Origin of the sequence: Hymenobacter norwichensis DSM 15439 (genome assembly GCF_000420705.1) — a bacterium.
In the GTDB taxonomy this organism is placed as follows: Bacteria; Bacteroidota; Bacteroidia; order Cytophagales; family Hymenobacteraceae; genus Hymenobacter; species Hymenobacter norwichensis.
Window position 1 is genome coordinate 538,634 of sequence record NZ_ATVL01000008.1, and the last position, 16,850, is coordinate 555,483.

Annotated in this window: 17 protein-coding genes; 16 read left to right on the forward strand and 1 reads right to left on the reverse strand. The window is 56.5% G+C overall.

Annotated features, from left to right (window positions below):
- Window positions 1-3: 3 nt before the first annotated feature.
- Window positions 4-813 carry a TrmH family RNA methyltransferase gene (locus G536_RS0113325; protein ID WP_022824096.1) on the reverse strand — a complete coding sequence of 270 codons (810 nt, stop codon included), beginning with the start codon at window positions 811-813 and terminating at the stop codon, window positions 4-6.
- A gap of 152 nt (window positions 814-965) precedes the next feature.
- On the opposite strand from G536_RS0113325, the gene G536_RS30670 reads away from it, so the two are divergent.
- The 16 genes from G536_RS30670 to G536_RS0113400 all read left to right on the forward strand — a co-directional run bounded on the left by G536_RS30670 (window position 966) and on the right by G536_RS0113400 (window position 16,786).
- Window positions 966-2,453, forward strand: a complete 1,488-nt coding sequence (locus G536_RS30670) for a sensor histidine kinase (protein ID WP_022824097.1) — start codon at window positions 966-968, stop codon at window positions 2,451-2,453.
- Window positions 2,454-2,592: 139 nt separating this feature from the next.
- Window positions 2,593-3,003, forward strand: coding sequence for a response regulator (locus tag G536_RS0113335; protein WP_022824098.1), 411 nt, complete (start codon window positions 2,593-2,595; stop codon window positions 3,001-3,003).
- Window positions 3,004-3,100: 97 nt separating this feature from the next.
- Complete coding sequence (locus G536_RS27750) at window positions 3,101-4,021, forward strand: hypothetical protein (RefSeq protein ID WP_033370117.1); 921 nt, start codon at window positions 3,101-3,103, stop codon at window positions 4,019-4,021.
- Between the two features lie 73 nt (window positions 4,022-4,094).
- Complete coding sequence (locus G536_RS0113340; protein WP_157530613.1) at window positions 4,095-5,015, forward strand: hypothetical protein; 921 nt, start codon at window positions 4,095-4,097, stop codon at window positions 5,013-5,015.
- 279 nt (window positions 5,016-5,294) lie between these two features.
- Complete coding sequence (locus G536_RS0113345; protein WP_022824100.1) at window positions 5,295-5,792, forward strand: YciE/YciF ferroxidase family protein; 498 nt, start codon at window positions 5,295-5,297, stop codon at window positions 5,790-5,792.
- 257 nt (window positions 5,793-6,049) lie between these two features.
- Window positions 6,050-6,451, forward strand: coding sequence for a hypothetical protein (locus G536_RS32190; RefSeq protein ID WP_022824101.1), 402 nt, complete (start codon window positions 6,050-6,052; stop codon window positions 6,449-6,451).
- Window positions 6,448-7,326 (forward strand): RES domain-containing protein, encoded by an 879-nt coding sequence (locus G536_RS0113355; RefSeq protein WP_169515097.1) that lies wholly within the window; start codon window positions 6,448-6,450, stop codon window positions 7,324-7,326. Before G536_RS32190 ends, G536_RS0113355 begins: the two co-directional genes overlap by 4 nt.
- Window positions 7,327-7,517: 191 nt before the next feature.
- On the forward strand, window positions 7,518-8,396 hold the full coding sequence (locus G536_RS0113360; RefSeq protein WP_022824103.1) for a manganese catalase family protein: 879 nt from the start codon (window positions 7,518-7,520) through the stop codon (window positions 8,394-8,396).
- 156 nt (window positions 8,397-8,552) lie between these two features.
- Window positions 8,553-11,108, forward strand: coding sequence for an FdhF/YdeP family oxidoreductase (locus G536_RS27755; RefSeq protein ID WP_022824104.1), 2,556 nt, complete (start codon window positions 8,553-8,555; stop codon window positions 11,106-11,108).
- 426 nt (window positions 11,109-11,534) lie between these two features.
- The gene (locus G536_RS0113370) at window positions 11,535-12,269 is read left to right on the forward strand and encodes a ferritin-like domain-containing protein (protein WP_022824105.1); all 735 of its coding nucleotides are present in this window, start codon (window positions 11,535-11,537) and stop codon (window positions 12,267-12,269) included.
- Window positions 12,270-12,313: 44 nt separating this feature from the next.
- A complete protein-coding gene (locus G536_RS0113375; RefSeq protein WP_022824106.1) occupies window positions 12,314-13,300 on the forward strand; it encodes a ferritin-like domain-containing protein in 987 nt (328 codons plus the stop codon).
- A gap of 141 nt (window positions 13,301-13,441) precedes the next feature.
- On the forward strand, window positions 13,442-14,356 hold the full coding sequence (locus tag G536_RS0113380) for an isoaspartyl peptidase/L-asparaginase family protein (protein ID WP_022824107.1): 915 nt from the start codon (window positions 13,442-13,444) through the stop codon (window positions 14,354-14,356).
- A 123-nt stretch (window positions 14,357-14,479) separates the two neighbouring features.
- The gene (locus G536_RS0113385) at window positions 14,480-15,199 is read left to right on the forward strand and encodes an endonuclease III domain-containing protein (protein ID WP_245575820.1); all 720 of its coding nucleotides are present in this window, start codon (window positions 14,480-14,482) and stop codon (window positions 15,197-15,199) included.
- A gap of 121 nt (window positions 15,200-15,320) precedes the next feature.
- Window positions 15,321-15,521: a hypothetical protein gene (locus G536_RS0113390; protein ID WP_022824109.1), complete on the forward strand. Its 201-nt coding sequence runs from the start codon at window positions 15,321-15,323 to the stop codon at window positions 15,519-15,521.
- 45 nt (window positions 15,522-15,566) lie between these two features.
- Window positions 15,567-15,848, forward strand: a complete 282-nt coding sequence (locus G536_RS27760; protein ID WP_022824110.1) for a DUF167 domain-containing protein — start codon at window positions 15,567-15,569, stop codon at window positions 15,846-15,848.
- 143 nt (window positions 15,849-15,991) lie between these two features.
- Window positions 15,992-16,786 (forward strand): ZIP family metal transporter, encoded by a 795-nt coding sequence (locus G536_RS0113400; RefSeq protein WP_022824111.1) that lies wholly within the window; start codon window positions 15,992-15,994, stop codon window positions 16,784-16,786.
- The last annotated feature ends 64 nt before the right edge of the window (window positions 16,787-16,850 follow it).

Below are 16,850 nucleotides of genomic sequence, written 5' to 3' on the forward strand. Positions count from 1 at the left end.
CCGCTATTCCCGCTGGCGCACGGCTTCAAAGGTGAGAATAGCGGTGGCGGTACTAACGTTGAGAGAATCAATGGCGCCGCGCATAGGAATGATGATAGTCTGGTCGCAGGCCTGCATTAGCTCGGGGGTAAGACCGTCGGCTTCGGTGCCCATCACGAGGGCCGTGGGGCCGCGGAAGTCGCAGGTGGTGTAGGGTACGGCGTGGTTGGTGAGGGCGGCGGCGTAGGTTCGGATGCCGTGTTGGTGACACCAGGCTAGCAGTTCGGCGCGGGTGGTAGCCACCGTGGGCACTGTGAAGCTACACCCGATGCTGGACCGGATGGCGTTGGGGTTGTAGAGGTCGGTGCGTGGGTCACAGACGATAACGGCTGTGGCTTGGGCAGCGTCAGCAGTCCGCAGGATGGCGCCCAGGTTGCCGGGTTTCTCCACCGACTCCAGCACCAGCAGCAGCGGCGCGGCGGGCAGATTCAGGCTTTCCAGCGTGAGGCGCGGCGGCTGCACCAAAGCCAGCACCCCATCGGAGCCTTCCCGATAGGCCACTTTCTCGAACACCGCCTTCGATACCTCAAACCACTCGGTAGTGCCGCTGCCGAGCAAAGCGCGCAGTTCCCGCAGCTGGGTTTCGCTGGTCAATGCCGGGCACACAAACAGGGCCGTAATGGGCACGCCCGCGCCGTGGGCAATAGTTAGCTCGCGGTGCCCTTCCACGATGGTAAGGTCCTGCGCGCGGCGCTCCGACGATTTTTGTTGGAGCTTGAGCAGGTTTTTGATGCGCGGATTCTGAGGACTGGTAATGGGGTCGGGAGCAGGCATAGCGGCAAAGCAGGAAAGCACGAGCGGGCGAAGATACGCGCGGCACCGGCCACTACCCACGCTTGGCAGTTAACCCACGGTTGGTTTGAACTGAACCGTTATCGTTACAGGTGCGTAAGCGCCTTCACCTTTGTTTCTATGTTTTTGCCTCGATGCGCCTGAAGCTCAACACCAAAATTATCCTGGGCTTTGGCCTTGCCTTGTCGGTTCTGCTACTCACGTCGTTGGGGGCATACAAGAGCATTGAGCAGCTTTCATTTTACACGCGGCAGGTCGAGCACACCAACCAGGTGCTTCAGCATACCTCCGACCTGCGCACCAAAATCCGGGATGCGCAAAACGCCGTGCGCAATTACCTGCTACTCAGCGACGCCACCTACCTGCTGCCTTTCAACGACGGATTTCAGGCATCGAAAGAAAACTTTGATTCACTGCAACTGCTCGTGCGCGACAATCCCGAGCAGCAGGCCCGATTGGATACGCTGCGCCGCATGGTGGGCGAGGAACGGGCTTTTCTGGGGCAATGGGCCCGCATGGCTCCTTCCCCCTTCACGGCCCGAGACTTAGTGCGGGCCGACCAATACAACCTCAACCAGTTGCGGATGGTGCTTACGCGCATGCGCAGCTCCGAGGAGGTGCTATTGCGGGAGCGAATGCAAAACCAAGATTTCTATGAAAACACTACGCCAGTAGCCATTGTGGTGGCGGCGGTGCTGGCCATCATCATCGTGTTGTGGCTGTTCGTGAAGATTTCTAAAGAGCTGAAGGCCAACCAGGATTTGCAAACTGAGTTAAGCCAAGTAAACGATGATACCGCACGCCGCATCGACATCATTGAGGGGCTAGCCGACCGGGTGGTGCAGGGCGACTACACCGTGAAAATCAGGAACGAAGACCAGCAGGACAGCCTTGGCAACCTAGCCACGTCGTTGAACCGCATGACTCAAACGCTGGAAGAAAACTTCACGGCTCTGCAAAACCGCAACAAAGAGCTTGACCAGTTTGCCTATGTGGCCGCCCACGACCTCAAAGCGCCGTTACGAGGCGTAACTACGGTAGTGAAATGGATTGAAGACGAACTAGCCAACGAGCTGAGCCCTCAAATGAGCCAGTATTTGGGCATGATGAAAGGGCGGCTTCACCGGCTAGAGGACCTGATTAACGGGCTGCTAGCCTACGCGCGCGCCGGCCGGGCCAATCAAGAAAACACCGAGGTAAACGTCAACCAATTGGTGAGCAACGTGGCCGATATGGTAGTACCTGCCCACTTCCGGGTGCTACGCCCCGACCCGTTGCCTACGTTCTTCACCGACCGGCTGGGCTTGGAGCAGGTATTCACCAACCTGATGGGCAACGCCGTGAAGTACCACCACCAACCCACCGGCATCATCACCATCGGCTGCCAGGACGTGGGGCGCTGCTACGAGTTTCGGGTGCAAGACGACGGACCGGGTATTGCGCCCGAGTACCACGAGAAAATATTTCTGATTTTCCAGACCTTACGCGACCGGCACACAGCCGAAAGCACCGGTATTGGGCTTAGCATTGTCAAGAAAATCATCGACGAGCAAAAAGGCACCATCCACGTTGAATCATCCCCCGGCCAGGGCACCACGTTCGTTTTCACATGGCCCAAGTAGTGAGATAGTGAGCTAATACAATGGTGAGTTCAACGCGTCTTCACAATCTGCGCAAGTGGCGCCGGTAGCACGTTAAACTCATCGTTTTTCCACCTCATCGTTCGCAACTTCCCTCTTCACAACTTCATCATTCTCCCTTATGCGTTCTGTTCTGCTTGTTGAAGACGACTTTTTTGACACGATGACCGTCAAGAAATCTTTCGAGAAATTCAGTGTGCAGCACCAGCTCTACACGGCGTTCAACGGCTTGGAGGCCCTCGATTTGCTGCTTGGGCAAAACGGTGCGGAGCCCATCCGGCCACTGCCCGAAGTGATACTGCTGGACTTGAACATGCCCAAAATGAACGGCCACGAGTTTCTGGCGGAAATCCGCAAAAACCCTGAGCTAGCAGATATTCCGGTGTTTATTACTACCACCTCGGCCCTGGATATGGACCGGCTGAACGCGCAAAACCTGGGCGTGAGCGGCTACATTCTGAAGCCTCTGGACTTCGAAACGTCGGCTGATATGGTAGATAGCATGAGTTTGCTGGAAAAGCTGCTAAAATAGCGCCCCGGCTGGTGGGCCCAGCGCTTATCAGGATACCGGCTTTTGCCTTTCGGGCGTTACCTTGTTTCTGCACTTTCTATCCTGTTGCCTGTCTGTTATGATGCATCGTTCGGCCTTGTTTCTGGTGGTTGGTTTTGGATTGGCGCTGCCCGTTGCCACGCAAGCCCAGGACGGGCCGCGCCAACTTAACACGCTGCCATCGTTAAAACAGGATACTACACGTCAGGGAGCGGTACGTCAACTAAATTCTCAAACTTCAATTACAGAACCTACTCATCAACCACAGCAGGCTACTACCACACTGCCTACTATCACAGAGGTAGTAAATCAGATGCTACAGCATAGAACTCAGCTGCCGGATACAATTAGATACTCCTATTCTGTGGGCCTAAAAACTGGGCAAGTGTACAACGCTTATCGCATTGATACTGAGCAGCCATTTTTAGGTGGGCCTGTACTGGTGCTTGATGGAAAGCAGCGATTTGATTTAAATACGGTACGTTATTACGAAGACGGAACTGGCTTTTATGTGCGGGCTATGTTATCTGACCGCTCTAAGCATGAGAAGACGTTGCGGCTCAATGCATTAGGCCGCATTAAATCTTATTGCATTACAGAGTCTCATTATAATGGCTTCGATAGATTCTCAGTTTATTACAACGTAAGTAATGCCTTATATTTCACCAAAGATGACGGCCCTATCAAAAGTCTTAATTTGAGAAACCTGCTGTTATCTACAACCGAAAATCCAGCCTCAACTAACTTGCTGCTAAAAACTCGACGTCAACAAGCGTATTCCACTATCTGTTATATAGCAGGCGGGAGCCTATTATTAGCCGGTCTTGTAGCAACTGTTGATCCTAATTCCGATTCCAAGCCAGCTATTTCACCTCTTGTTTATGGGGGCTTACCTCTCATTGCTATTCCGCTGCTGATTGGCAGTAAAAAGGAAGAAAATATTCAGCAGGCAATCGTTGATTACAACCTAAAGTTCAGACCAACACCAGCCGCACGTTAATAAACCTAAAATGGGCATTTATTGTACCGCCATTGGCTCTAACGCACCTTTCCTTTTAAATTTGTTGCCCACCATGATGCATCGTTCGGTTTCCTTGTTGGTGATGAGTTTTGGCTTGGCGCTACCCATTGCCACGCAAGCCCAGGAAAGCCCGCGCCAGCTTAACACGCTGCCGCCCGCCGCACCGGCCCGCCCCGATACCACCCGCCGCGCCGCGCCACGCCAACTAGCGTCGCCGCCGGTGCTGCCCGACTCGGTGCGGGAGCAGCAGCGTCAGCAACAGCAGACGGTGCTTCCGCCAGCCAATACTACGCGCTACGCCGTGGGACTGAAAACCGGGCAGGTGTACCGAGCCTACGATGTGCTAGTGAAACAGCCACTGCTAGGCCGCTCGTTTTTGCTCGTAGACGGGCAGCAGCGCTTTGACCTGGACGCGGTGCGCTATTACGAAGACGAAACCGGCTTTTACGTGCGCACCACTTTGCCCGGCCGCTCGAAGCGCGAAACCACGTTGCGCCGCGACAAAGTGGGGCGCATCAGTTTGTATTCTATTACCAGCACCCAGTATGCTGGCAACGGTATGGGTGGCCCCTTCGGCTATGGCGGATACGGCCGCTACGGAGGCTTTGGCGGGCCCTACGGCTACGGTGGTCCCATGTATCGCACCACCAAAACCGAGTATTTCAGCAAAGACAACGGCCCGATTGAAGACCTGAGTGTGCGCAACCTGCTGCTGGCCACTGCCGACAACCAAACTTCTACCAACCTGCTGCTGCAGGCCCGCAACTACCAGCGCTACACCACCCTGAGCTACGTAGCCGCCGGGGGCCTGATTATAGCGGGGCTGGCCTCCACGCTGAACTCCAACACTGGCCCTACTATCTCGCCGTTGCTCTACGGTAGCATTCCGTTTCTGCTGGTGCCGCTGGTGCTCGGTGGCAAAAGCCAGAACAATACGCGGCAGGCTATTAGCGTGTACAACCGGGGCCTCTAAGTGCTCCAACTACGTACTGTGCGACTTGTACTGAAATGTTTGCAAGAAGTACGGATTTTGGGGTATTACCAGTAGGCACCATTTTCGCTGGATAAACAGACACATCCTTATATCACATTGTTTTTCAATATATTACCTAGCACTTTACTTATTTATTAGTTGAGCTTTAGACAGTTTGCAGCGGCAGCCTGAGTAGAAACGATGGGTGAGCCTAGGCGTAAAAAAATCAGCCACGGATATCGTCGGCTGATTTTTTATTCCACCTTACTTTCCCACGTTATGTTGTTTGAAAAGCTTGAAACCCTCGACGACCTGTTTGAGATGCAACTGAAGGACTTGTACAGTGCCGAAAACCAACTGGTGAAGGCGCTGCCGCAGATGGCCGAAGCCGCCAAAGATGGCCGCTTACGCCGCGGTTTCGAGCGGCACCTGCGCGAAACCGAAAACCAAGTGGCCCGGCTAGAACAAATCAGCCAAGACCTGGAGCTTGATCTGGGCGGGCACACCTGCAAAGCCATGGAAGGCCTGATTGCCGAAGGCCAGGAAACCATGTCGGAGAATGCCACGGAGGAGGTAATGGATGCGGCTCTGATTGCCGCTTCGCAACGCATCGAGCACTACGAAATTTCCGGCTACGGCACGGCAGCGCACTTTGCCGAGCGCCTGGGCCACACCGAAGCCGCCGACTTGCTGCGCAAAACGCTGGAAGAAGAGCAGCTGGCGGACACCAAGCTCAACGACTTGGCCAAAAACTACATCAACGAGAAAGCCGAGTAAGCGCCACACATTGCTTAGCTTAGTTGCTGCAAAGGGCCACAAACCGTGTTTGTGGCCCTTTGCTATGGTTTGCTGCGCAATAGGCCCAGGGCTAAACCAAACCGCCGGGCTGCCTTGCGGCTGGGCACCGAGCGCCGGGCGAGTACGCAGTGCCAGAATCAGCGTAAGCCGCAGCCGCAAATCAGCATTTCTCCTTACTAAGGCGGCCCAACGAGTAAATAGCTTTGTTGGGAAGATAATTGGATTCGTGCTGATGGATGATGAACGACTTTAATGCGCATGTTCAACGAATTGGCGGGAATGTAGGAGTCAGCCTACGTGGGGCCTGCACCGATGCGGTAGCGGCCCGGCAACTGGAATGCGCCCTCCAGGAAGCCATTGCCAGCAGATTACTGGTTGTCTGGATTGATTGCCAGCGCCTCATGCCTATGACTTGGCAGGGTCAGCGCGCCATTCTGAACGCCGATCGTCTGGCCCACGTGAACGGCGTGACTTTGCATTGGTGCGGCATGAGTGGGGCCGTACTGGAACAGCTAGCGGCCAGTGGGCTAAACTTGCTGCTATGTCTGCAACCAGCGGCCAATTACAAAGGCCCTCCTCTGCTGCTGCAAGATCAGTTCCCGGATTCCACCCAATCAAGATTCCTTTACAACAAATGAATGTTCAACTGCCCACCCTCCTCGCTGAAGCTGGCCTTCGCCGGCAACTTAGGAGGCTGCGGCAACTGAGTTGCCGGCGGCATTCCATCGAACAACTTTCCAGTTACGTCCGGCGTCTACTCATGGAGCCGGTTATGCGCTGCCTGCAACTGCCCGCTGGCACTCTGGTGTACCGCGGCGTGCCGTGCCAGGAGCTTCCCAGCCAAGTGCAGCAGGTATCCTATCCGCCGCCGGAGCGAGTGGCCCACAACCAACGGGCCAACCGGGCCGGGGCGCCCATGTTCTACGCCAGCGCCACCTGGCACCCGCCGTTCTTCGAGGCCGGCGTGCAGCCCAACGACGAAATCCTGATTAGCCGCTGGATTAGTCGGCAGCCGCTGCGCCTGGTTAGCTTCCACCCCGCCGACCAGTGCCCCGACGACCCCCACGCCGACCGGGACGAAGCACTGCGGCACGTATTGGCGCAGATGCCTATGCCAGTGCGCGACGCTGCCGCTTTCTTGACCAAGGCCTTCACCCGGCCCGTGTCGCCCGATACGGCGCACCATTACCGGCTGTCTATTGCGGTGGCCGAAGCTTGTGAGTTGGGCTCGTCGTTTGATGGGCTGCTGTACCCCTCGGCGGCCATGCCGTCTTTGGCGCACAACTTGGCTTTGCACCCCAGCTGCCTCGACTCAGGTAAGCTGGAACTGCAATACGTGGAACACTTGCGCGTGCAGCAGGTGGGCACCGAAACTCTGCGCGTGCACTCCCTGAACTTCACCAACCACTTCAGCGCTGACGGCAATTTGCACTGGACCGGGCAGCCCGGCAACTGGGTGCTGCGCGAGGGGGCCACCCGGCTACTCTGCACCATCAATGCCCAGCTCAACTAAGCAGCGCTGGCACTGGCAACACCACCAAGCTCAGCCATTTAAACCTGACTACTAAGTATATATGACGATAATTTTGCGGCGAACCGCAGGCTAATTACGGGTTTCTCCCGCGGCTGGCACCGGAAGGCGAGACGTATAAAAGTGGGCCTACCGGCTGGTGGGTGCACTCTTTACTTAACCACTTTCAGTCCATGTTCTACCACGACAGAGAACTTCAGTACAAAGTACGGGTTGACAAGCCTAGCCCCGTTTTTGCGCGCATGCTACAGCAGGCCATTGGCGGCATTGAGGGCGAAATTCGCGTCTGTTTGCAATACCTGTTTCAGGCTTGGGGCGCGCGCGGCCCGGTGAAGTACCGCGACATGCTACTGGAAACCGGTACCGAAGAAATAGCCCACATCGAAATGCTGGCCACCGCCGTGGCCCTGAACCTGGAAGGCGCCCCCACCAGCCTGAAAGATGAAATGGCCCAAGACAAAGTGGTAGGCGCCATCATGGGTGGCATGGACCCGCGCCACCTACTTTCCTCGGGCATGGCGGCCCTGGCTACTGATGCCAATGGAGTGCCTTTCAACGGCTCTTGGGTGGTAGGTAGCGGCAATACCGCTGCCGATATGTATGCCAACGTAATGGCCGAAAGCACAGGCCGGCTGCTGGCCACCCGCCTCTGGGAAATGACCGACGACCCCGGCATGAAAGACATGCTTTCGTTCCTGATTGCTCGCGACACCATGCACCAAAATCAGTGGCTAGCCGTGATTGAGGACCTGGGCGGCTTACAAAACGTGCACCCTATTCCGAATTCCTTCCCGCAAAGCCAGGAAGTGCAGGACTTCAACTACGCTTTCGTGAGCACCTACATCAACAGCGGCGACGGTAGCACACCGGCCGGGCGCTGGGCCTCGGGACCTTCTATTGACGGCAAAGGCGAGTTCCACGTCAAGAAAGCCGCGCCGCTGGGTGGCGAGCCCAAGCTGGCGCCGCCCGTACCCGAAGGCCACGCTCAAACCGAGCAGATGACGCTGACGGACACCATTATGGGCAACATCAAGGACACGATGAACCTGTAAGCTCTAATCAGCCGCACGCCCGCCAGTTTGCTTGCCTCAGAACGTCATGCTTTTTCTGGCGCCCGCCGGAGGAAGCATGACGTTTAGGTTTAGTTCTGGCGTTGCCGAGCCGGCTGTTTCGCTCCTCACGACACTCCTTTTCCAAGCTCTAACATCATGGAAAAATCTCCTGCCGAAGACCCCAGCAAAGCCGGCAAAACCGAACAGCAAACGGCTAGCAACAACGTGCCCAAAAGTGGCGAGCGGCCCGACCAAGGCGCCGCCCCCACCAACGACCACTGGGCCACTTCCGACAAGCCCGACGCCGACAAGCGCATCATGGAAGCGCCCGACACGCTCGGGGCCAAGCGCCAGCACCCTATTCTGGCGCAGCCGCCCGAGCAGTTCACTGGCCTCACGCTGGGGCCGCGGGCCAAGGTGGCGGCGGGCTTAACGGCGGTGCTGAAATCGGGGGCTTTTGCGGTGGGCTACGAGGGGCCGATACGGGGTACGCACGCGCTGCTCAAGCTCAACCAGAAAGACGGTTTCGACTGCTCCAGCTGCGCCTGGCCCGACCCCGACGACCACCGCTCCGTAGCCGAGTTCTGCGAAAACGGCGCCAAGGCCACCACCTCCGACTCGCAGACCGACCCGGTGGGGCCGGAGTTCTTCGCCCAACACAGCCTGGTGGACTTGTCGCACATGACCGACCGGGACCTCAACAACGCGGGCCGCATTACGCACCCGATGGTGCTGCGGCCGGGCGCCACGCACTACACGCCTATTTCGTGGCATGAGGCGTTTGCATTGGTGGGTGAGGAACTGAACGCGCTGAAGTCGCCGGACGAAGCCATTTTCTATACCTCGGGTAAGGTGCCCAACGAGCCGGCGTATCTGTACCAGTTGTTTGTGCGGCAGTTCGGTACCAACAACCTGCCCGACTGCTCCAATATGTGCCACGAAAGCAGCGGCGCGGCCCTCACCAACACCATCGGGCTGGGCAAGGCGTCGGTTACGCTCAACGACTTCTATGAGGCCGAAGTCATCCTCATTATTGGGCAGAACCCCGGCACCAACCACCCGCGCATGCTCACGGCTTTGCAGAAGGCCAAACGCAACGGCGCCAAAATCATCAGCATCAACCCCCTGATTGAAGCCGGCCTCAACCACTTCAAAAACCCCCAGGACTTCATGAACCCCATCAAGGCCCTGGGCACTTTAATCGGCGACGGCACGCCCATCACCGACATTTTCCTGCAAGTGCGCATCAACAGTGACCAGCTGGTGCTGCGCGGGCTGATGAAGTGCTTGCTGGAAATGGAAGCCCTCAACCCCGGCATGGTGCTCAACCACGCTTTTATCACGGAGTACACCACGGGCTACACCGAGCTACTGGAAAACCTGAATAACACCAGCTGGGAGGACATAGAGGAAACCAGTGGCCTGTTGCGGAGCCAGATTCAGGAAGCCGCCAGCCTGATTGCGCGCCACAAGAAAATCATTACGTGCTGGGCTATGGGCCTCACGCAGCAGAAAAACGGCGTGTACACCATCGAGGAAATCACCAACATGCACTTCCTGAAGGGCGCGGTGGGCATTCCGGGGGCGGGGCTGTGTCCGGTGCGCGGCCACTCCAACGTGCAAGGCGACCGGACGATGGGCATCTGGGAGCGGCCCACCCAAAACTTCCTGGATGCGCTGGCCAAGGAATTCAACTTCGAGCCGCCGCGCGAGTTTGGCTGGGACACGGTGGAAGCCGTGAAAGCCCTGCACGACGGCCAGGTGAAGGTATTTGTGGCGCTGGGCGGCAACATGCTCTCAGCCTGCTCCGATACCGAGTTTGTGGCCGAAGGCATGCGCAAGCTGCGCCTCTCGGTGCACATCACGCCCAAGCTCAACCGCAGCCACCTCGTGAATGGCGAAATGGCGCTGCTGCTGCCCTGCTTGTCGCGCACCGATATTGACATGCAGAAATCGGGGCAGCAGTTTATGAGCTGCGAGAATACGATGGGCGTGGTAAGCATGAGCAAAGGCGTGCTGGAACCCATACCCGGCGAAATGCTGAGCGAGGTAGCCATTGTGTGCGGCATGGCCATTGCCACCCTCGATGGCCGGAGCACCGTGGATTGGGTGGGCTGCACCGAGAACTACGACCTGATTCGGGACTACGTGGAGCGGACCATTCCGGGCTTCGAGCAGTTCAACGAGAAGGTGCGCCACCCCGGCGGGTTCTACCTGCCCAATGGCCCCCGAGAGCGGGTATTCACCACCGACAACGGCAAGGCCAACTTCACCTGCACGCCCTACGAAAAGCATGTACTGGAGCCCGACCAACTGGTGATGATGACCATGCGCAGCCACGACCAGTTCAATACCACCGTGTACGACTACAACGACCGGTACCGGGGCGTGCATGGCGAGCGGCGCGTTATCTTCCTCAACCCCGAGGATATGGCCGTGCGGGGCATCAAAGCTAAAGACCTGGTGAACATCACCAGCCATTTCGAGGGGCAGCAGCGGCACGCCGAGAAGTTCATTGCCGTGCCCTACGACATTCCGAAGGGCAACTGCGCCATGTATTTCCCCGAGGGCAACGTGCTGGTACCCATCGGCAGCGTGGCCTACAAGAGCAACACCCCCACCTCGAAGTTTGTGATAGTAACCGTGGCTCCGGTGCAGGCCCCCATTGGTAACCGCATTGATACGCCAGACCAGGTAGCTGTGCCAGCGTAAAGCAGCGGCGAGCTTGCTGATAAGGCACTGAGAGTAGCATGTGTATCGGGCACTGGATCGGCTGTGAACCTTAAGTTTACGGCCGATCCAGTGCTATATAGCCGAGCTTAACACAACTTTATATTCCTATTGTTGAGCTTATACTTTCACCTTGCTAATTTGTCACTCACCAACAAAATTACGCTTTGAATTTGTTTACATACGAGTTTAAAGCGGCTTTTATTGTGTAACGACTAGAACATTTCAACGTGCTCTTATAAAATTACGAAGCATAAATTTTATACACAAAATACAAAACATAATCGCCTATCGTAGTAAACACGTAATTCCGTACCAACAAACACGTAATTACTCTTCATTCCGAAGCAAAGGCCATAGAGGGGGCCGTACATCAGTCATGTTTCACATCTGATGTACCTATTTACTATGACCAAGCTTCTCCTTCCTCCGGAGTCAGCCGATAAGCTGACTTCCACTTCCCGTCGCTCCTTTCTGCGTTACACTGGAGCTGGCGTTGCGCTCACCGGCCTCGTACTAGCTGGCTGCGACGATGACAGCGAAGACGACAACCGCCTTGATGTTGGCTCCGGCGACACGGGCGTACTGAACTACGCCTATGCGCTTGAGCAACTGGAAGCTGCCTTCTATGCGCGGGTGAAAACTGGCCAGTACTATGCCGGCGCCAATGCTGCCGAAAAACAGATCCTCGACGATTTAGCTTTGCATGAACTGGCGCACGCCAACTTCTTTAAGGCAGCCCTGGGTGGTAGTGCTATTAAGGCGCTGGAACCTGAATTTGGTGCTATCAACTTCGACAGCCGGGACGAGGTACTGCGGGCCGCCCAGACGTTTGAGGATTTGGGTGTGGCCGCTTACAACGGCGCTGGGCGTTATATCGAGTCGGCTGCCAACCTAGTTATTGCCGGCAAAATTGTGTCGGTGGAAGCGCGCCACGCGGCTCTTATCCGTGACTTACGCAACTACAACAGCTTCGTAGATAGCGACGTGGTAGACCTGTTCACGCCGACCTCCGCTACCTCGGCTCCGGGTGCTGGCGAGGGCACGGGCAAAGAAAAGTCGAAGAAGCCCTCAGAGGTGCTGGAAGCGGCCAATCAGTATTTGAAAGAAGGCTCCAAGCTTAGCGCCAAGAGCTTCAACTAATCTAGCCGCGGCTATTCCTCCACGTCCAAATCGTCTTTCCTCCCATGGATTTATTTAAAATTATCACCGAAATCGAGAAGGTTGACCCTGAAATTTATGACCGTCTCGATTCGCGCCGGCGTGTATTCAAGCATTTCGGCCTGGCTGGCAAAGCTGTAACGGCTGCTGTGCTACCCGGCTTGGTAAGCGGCATTTTCCAACGCGCCTACGGCCAAACCTCCAACCTGTCGCCTGACATCGTGGCGGTGCTGAACCTGGCACTGAGCTTGGAATACTTAGAATACTACTTCTATGACAGTGGTCTGAAAGCAACTGGCTTGATTCCACCTGCCGACCAGCCCGCATTCGTGAAGATTCGTAACGACGAATCTGGCCACATCAAGGTGCTACGTGAGGCACTAGGCTCCCAGGCAATTGCCGATCCTACCCGTGCCGCCTTTGACTATAGCGGTGCGAAAGGTCCTGGTAATGGTCCTTTTGCAGCGGCCCTAGTAAATGATTATGCCTTGTTCTTGGGCTCGTCGCAGGCCTTTGTGGATACCGGAGTACGCGCTTACAAAGGTGGCGCCCCTACCCTGATGCCAAATAAAGACCTGCTGGAAGCGGCTCTCAACATTCACTCTGTAGAAGCTCGGCACTCGTCGCACGTGCGCACAGTGCGCCGCGGCTTAGCCGCTGGCCAGAGTGGCCAAGGTGCTACTACAATTGCTGGCGACCTGAACAACCTCAGCGGCAAAACCGGCCGGCCTAAGAGCTGGATTTCAGGTACTGACGGTGGTGGACCTTCACCGAGCACCACCCCTTCTACAGCTCCAACATACAATGCTGGCAACCCGGCTACGGGCGCGCCTACGGCTATCTTCTTCCCCGCCGAAAGCAACACCACGCATGCTGGCGTTGACATCACTACCAACACGGCTGGTATCACGCCCGCTGCTGCTTCCGAAGCCTTCGATGAGCCGCTAGATGCCGCTACGGTGAAGAGTATTGCCCGCAACTTTGTAGTAGCTTCTTCGGCCTTATTCACCTAAGCAGCGCGTTGTACTCGCATAGCTGCTCATCATGGGAGTAGCTCAATTGAAAACGGCCTCAGTCTTTGCGCTAGTATCTGGCGTGGGGCTGAGGCTTTTTGCTGACAGCCTATACATCCATTCTTGAGGAGCCCTCACCTTATGAGCAAGTATGCCATTGTGATACACGGCGGGGCCGTAACAATGAAACCCGGCGAGCTAACGCCAGAGGAAGAAGCGCAACAGCGGGAGGGCCTACGCCAAGCGGTGCAGGCAGGCTGGGCTATTCTGCACCACGGCGGCACCGCCCTCGATGCCGTGCAAGCTGCCGTTAGTAGCCTCGAAGACAACGAGCATTTCAACGCCGGGCGGGGTAGCAGCCTCAACTTACAAGGCGAGGTGCAAATGGATGCCAGCATCATGGACGGCCGGAACCTAAAAGCCGGAGCCGTAAACAGCGTCAGGTACGTGAAGAACCCCATCCGGCTAGCGCGCGCCGTGCTCGATAAAGGCCAGCACGTGTATTTGGCCGGGGAAGGAGCCGTGGAGTTTGCATTGCGCGAAGGCCTAGAAATGGCCTCGCCCGATTACTTTGAAGTGAAAAAAACGCGCAAGCAGTGGCTGGAAATTGTTCAGCAGCAAGCCGGGCCGCGGCAGCAAGACACTGTAGGGGCCGTGGCCCTCGACCAGCATGGCAACGTAGCCGTGGCCACTAGCACCGGCGGTATTGAGGGGCAACTCAAAGGCCGCATCGGCGACAGTCCGGTGCTGGGTGGCGGCAGCTACGCCAGCAACGACGCCTGCGCGGCCTCCTGCACCGGCGACGGTGAAGTGATTTTGCGCGGCGCGCTGGCTCACGAAGTGTATGCGCTAGTGAAGTACAAAGGCTTAGCTATTGCGGAAGCCTGCCGTGAGGCCATCAACCTGCGCAACGACGATTTACAGGGCGATAAGGGTATTATTGGCATCGACATACAAGGCAACATTGCGTTGGAGTGTAACTGCAATGTGATGCGCCGCGCCTATATAGTGGGCGACGAGGAACCAGTGGTAGCCATTTGGCGAGACGAGGTGTGAGGTGGTGATTGATTGTTGATTGATACCTGTTGGCTGTTAGCGGTTAGCCAAAACATCAACCTCAACCAACAAGTATCAGCTACCGCGCATCAACCAACACTGTATCCTTGCGTAGCTAAGGTTGTGCCTACTATAAAAGCCCCTGAAGCCTCTTTCGAGAGCCGCCAAGAAAAGGCGTTGCTGGTTCATGCCCGTTTGTGCACTGAATACGGGGCTCCATTTCGATTCTTCAGCACCAAAGACCCGCTAAGCGAGTTGGTCAGCGCCTTGCTTTCGCACCGCACCCGCAACCAAGATTCGCACCGCGCTTATCAGCAATTGGTGGCTCGCTTTCCCACCTGGGATTTGGTGCGCGATGCGCCTACCGAGGAAGTGCAAGCTGCTATTAGCCCCTGCACTTGGCCCGAGCAGAAAGCGCCGCGTATCCAAGCCGTGCTGCGCGAGATAAGTGAGCGATGCGGTGGCCCCTGCGACCTGGCATTTCTGGCCGATAAATCGGTGAAAGAGGCGCGGGCCTGGCTGGAATCCATATCGGGGGTTGGGCCTAAAACCAGCGCCGCGGTGCTGCTTTTCAGCAAGCTACGCATTGCTGCTATGCCCGTTGACAGCCACCATCATCGGGTAGCGCAACGGTTAGGCCTCATTGGCCCGAAGGTAGGTGAAGGAGCCGCGCATGCGTTGCTCGAAGCCTTATTGCCACCCGATTGGGATGCCCAGCAAGTGTACGACCACCACGAGGCGTTCATGTATCATGGGCAAAAGTGTTGCTACTTCCACACGCCTGCCTGCGGCCGGTGCGTGGTACTCGACCAGTGCCCCTTCGGGCAGGAGCGGGTTAGATAGCTACTAGCTGACCGACTTATAAAGCAACTGGCGCAATTGCCGCCGCTGGCAATGAGCGAAAAGTTGGTGGCTACGTATGTACTCCAGATTTTCATTTCCAACCTGTTATTCTCTTATTGTCATGAAGCAGACCTATGGCGTGCCCGCTTTGCTCTCGTTTTTTATCCCTGGTTTGGGGCAGCTCATTAAGGGCCAGATTCTGAAAGCCTTTTTAATTTGGGCCGTGGGTGGCGTGGTAGGCTTTCTGCTAGCTTGGACGTTCGTTGTGCCCTTCGTTATCTGGGCCTGGAACGTGTACGACGCCTACAACGACCCCGCGTAGCCAAGGCGCTATGGTTATTACCTCAGCTCAGAATCTACCCGCGCAGTGCCTGTTTTTCTGCACCTTAAAGCCAAGCCCAACGCCCGCGCCAACCAGCTTTTGGTTGCACCCGATGGTACTCTAACGGTGCGTTTGAAGGCCCCGGCGCAGGATGGCAAGGCTAACATTTGCTTGCTGGCCTACTTAGCACAGGTGTTTGGGGTAAGCAGAACAGCCGTAACGCTGGTAAGCGGCCACACGGCCCCATTTAAGAAAGTGGAAATAAGCGGCCTAGACGAAGCTGCTGTACTAGCTATAGTGCAGCAAGCAGTAGCTAACCCCGGTTAAGATTCAGGCCGTAACCTCAGCAACAGCACGCACGCCAGCCGCCAATTGCAGCTTTTGACTACCTCCAGGGAAAGAACCCGCAACTTTAGTGGCACTGCTCGTATAAGCGGGCACAGCTGCTTTGGCTGGGTAATCTATAAGTTATGGCGTTTCCTACTTGGGCAGTAGCAGGTTTCTGGGGACTAGTATCGGGGTCGGCGCTGCTGGTAGGAGCGGCCTTGGGATACTTTGCGAAGGTACCCCAGCGGCTTATTGCGGCCGTTATGGCTTTTGGCAGCGGCGTACTGATTTCTACCCTTTCTTTGGAGCTGATGGAAGAAGCCTACCGCAAAGGCGGACTTCCAGCCACAGCCCTCGGCTTTGTAGGTGGTGCAGCGGCCTATACGCTAGCCAACTGGATGCTAGCCCGGTACGGCGCCAAGCACCGCAAACGCTCCGGCGAGCACCAAAACCAAGAGCGCACGGCGGTGCAACAGGGCGAAACCAGCGGCAACGAATCAGGCGACGACAATGGGTTGGCGCTGGCCATTGGGGCCTTGCTCGATGGCATTCCGGAAAGTATTGTGATTGGGCTAAGCATGCTGGCTGGTGGGGCAGTGAGCATGGTAGCCGTAGTGGCTATTTTCCTTTCCAACCTACCCGAAGGCCTTTCCAGTGCGGCGGGCATGAAGAAAGCGGGGCGCTCGGCTCGTTACGTGTTTCTACTATGGGCCGGAATTGCCTTGATTTCGGGTGTGTCGTCGCTGGTGGGCTACACGTTGTTCAGCGGCTTCTCCGACGAGGTAGTAGCAGCCACCATGGCCGTATCGGCCGGCGCAGTACTGGCTATGATTGCCGATACCATGATTCCGGAAGCCTTTGAAACGGCCCACAATTTTACCGGCCTAATTACGGTGGTCGGTTTCCTGGTTTCCTTTTTCCTGAGCAAGATGGATTGACAGTAAGATGGTAGTGAGTTCGGTATTCTGCCGACGCCATTCGCGGGAACAGAACATCAAGTTC